Below are 2,382 nucleotides of genomic sequence, written 5' to 3'. Positions count from 1 at the left end.
GTGACATATTCTTTTGTCTCTAAGTCTATATCGAGTCTTGCTTTATTTTCATCTAATTTAATTTTAAAATCCTTTTGTAAATCCTTATAGATTGAAGAAGAAAGAGTAATAATAAGCTTTTCTCCTTCATAACCTTCTATCAAAACATCTCCTAAACTAGATAGATTTATATCAAAGTCCATTGGTTGTGCCAAATCATATTCTATCTTGCTCTTATATAATGATTGTACATGTTCATGAGAAAGAAGTGTATCAATAGAAATTTGAAATACCTTTGCAAGTGTTTGAATATTATTAATATCCGGTATTCCTGCATCTGTTTCCCATTTCGTTACTGCCTGTCTTGATACACCTATTCTATCTCCTAGTTCAGTTTGTGATAAGTTTAATTGTGTACGATAATACTTAATTGTTTCTCCTAATGTCATATATTTGTCCTCCTAGTTCAAAGTATACTTATCTCATACTTATTTCACAAGAAAGTATCCGTATCATTCATACAAATATATGCTACGTAGCGTGTCATACCTATCTAATACTAAATACAATCAACATTGTCATCACCAAACTACTAATTACAAAATAAATCATAGCAACAACCTCAAATGCTATAGTATACAATTAAATAATATATGACTACAAATCTCGCATAAGATGCAAAGAAAAAAACAGGCCTAAACCTGTTTTACATCTTAATGATTCCAAATGCATTCGCAACTGAGCTTAACAAGATAATAGCCGCAAAGATTGGACAAATATATTTAATCATAAAATTGAAGATTTTCTCACGTTTAAATGGATTGTTGTGAGATTTAACTTCCTCAGCAATCTTGTCTACACCAATAACTTTAGATACTAATAAACATACACATGTTGCAGAGATTGGCATCATCACTGAATTAGTCAAGAAATCAAAGAAGTCTAAGAACTGCATTCCAATAATCTGAATAGATGCAAGTGGTCCATAACCAAGTGATGATAATGAGCCTAATACAAGCATGATGAATCCAAGAATAATAACTGATTTATGTCTACTCCATCCAAGTTCATCCTGGAATGTAGAAACAGCGCATTCTGTTAGAGCAATTGAACTAGTAAGTGCTGCAAATAATACTAATACGAAGAATAGGATACCAATAAGTGTTCCAAGTCCCATACTATCAAATACTTTAGGGATAGTAATAAACATTAAAGATGGTCCTGCATTAAGGTTTTCCATATTTCCGTTAGAAAAGGCAAATACAGCTGGAATAATCATCAATCCTGCCATAATCGCAATAGCTGTATCAAATACTTCTACATTTTCTGTAGAATTTTCAATAGAGACATCTTTTTCTGTATATGAACCAAATGTGATTAAGATTCCCATTGCGATAGATAAAGAATAGAACATCTGTCCCATTGCAGTGACTACTGTCATCCATGAGAAGTTCTTAAAATTAGGTACAAGGAAGTACTTTACACCTTCAAGTGCACCTGGACGAGTAACTGAATAAACAGTAATAACACATGATAATACAACTAGAATTGGCATCATGATCTTAGAGACACGTTCAATACCGTTTTTAACACCTGCAAATACAATAAATAAAGTTAATAATGCAAAGGCAATAAAGCACAATTCTGTTGAAACACCATTAGAAATAAATGTAGAGAAATAACCATCAGATGATAAAGCATGACCGTTACCCTTAACATATTCAACAAGGTATTTAATGACCCATCCACCAATAACAGAGTAGTAAGGTACGATTAATATAGGGATAATCGCATTGATCCATCCACCAAACTTATGCCCGATAGAGTTTCCAAATTTTCTAAAAGCGCCTACTGGACTCTTTCTAGTCATTCTTCCAATTGTGGTTTCTGCAATAATCATTGTATAACCAAATGTGAGTGCAAGAATAATATAGATTAATAAGAAGATTCCTCCTCCATATTTAGCTGCAAGATATGGGAAACGCCAAATATTTCCTAAACCTACAGAGGCACCTGCAGCAGAGAGGACTAATCCTAGCTTTCCTGAGAAAGTACTTCTCTTTTCATTGTTTTTCATAAAATCCCTCTTCCTTTTGTCTTTTTTTTAGAACAATCATCATTATATCATAATAGAAGAATAAGGGAATAAAAAATTAAAGAACTTAAAAAACAGAATCTCATGATTGAGATTCTGTCTTATACTAACTCTTTTTCATTCTTCTTAAGAGATAAATTCCAGATAATAAGAACAATATTGCAAATACAGCTAACTGTGTATTATCCCCTGTTTTAGCAGGTGTTTTATCTTTTTCTTCTTTTTTTGCTACTTGTTTTTTATTTAGTACAACTTCTGTTTTCAGAGATAGATGAAATAGACAGTTTATAGAGGCTGATAATTATCTT

The 2,382-nt window shown here is 31.9% G+C and carries 3 protein-coding genes; all 3 read right to left on the bottom strand.

All coding sequences use genetic code 11. The features are described 5' to 3' along the window. Positions 1 to 428, bottom strand: a 428-nt coding sequence (locus QVO42_RS03145; RefSeq protein ID WP_288163700.1) for a helix-turn-helix domain-containing protein, incomplete at its 3' end; no start/stop codon positions are given. 257 nt (positions 429 to 685) lie between these two features. Further along, the gene (locus tag QVO42_RS03140; protein WP_022424728.1) at positions 686 to 2,056 is read right to left on the bottom strand and encodes a sodium-dependent transporter; all 1,371 of its coding nucleotides are present in this window, start codon (positions 2,054 to 2,056) and stop codon (positions 686 to 688) included. A 124-nt stretch (positions 2,057 to 2,180) separates the two neighbouring features. After that, positions 2,181 to 2,339: a sortase B protein-sorting domain-containing protein gene (locus tag QVO42_RS10420; RefSeq protein ID WP_353867239.1), complete on the bottom strand. Its 159-nt coding sequence runs from the start codon at positions 2,337 to 2,339 to the stop codon at positions 2,181 to 2,183. Positions 2,340 to 2,382: the final 43 nt, after the last annotated feature.

It is taken from the genome of Catenibacterium sp. CAG:290 (assembly GCF_000437715.1).
Lineage (GTDB): Bacteria > Bacillota_I > Bacilli_A > Erysipelotrichales > Coprobacillaceae > Catenibacterium > Catenibacterium mitsuoka_A.
Note: the sequence above shows the minus strand (reverse complement) of the source record. Positions and strands in the feature narration are given on the sequence as shown.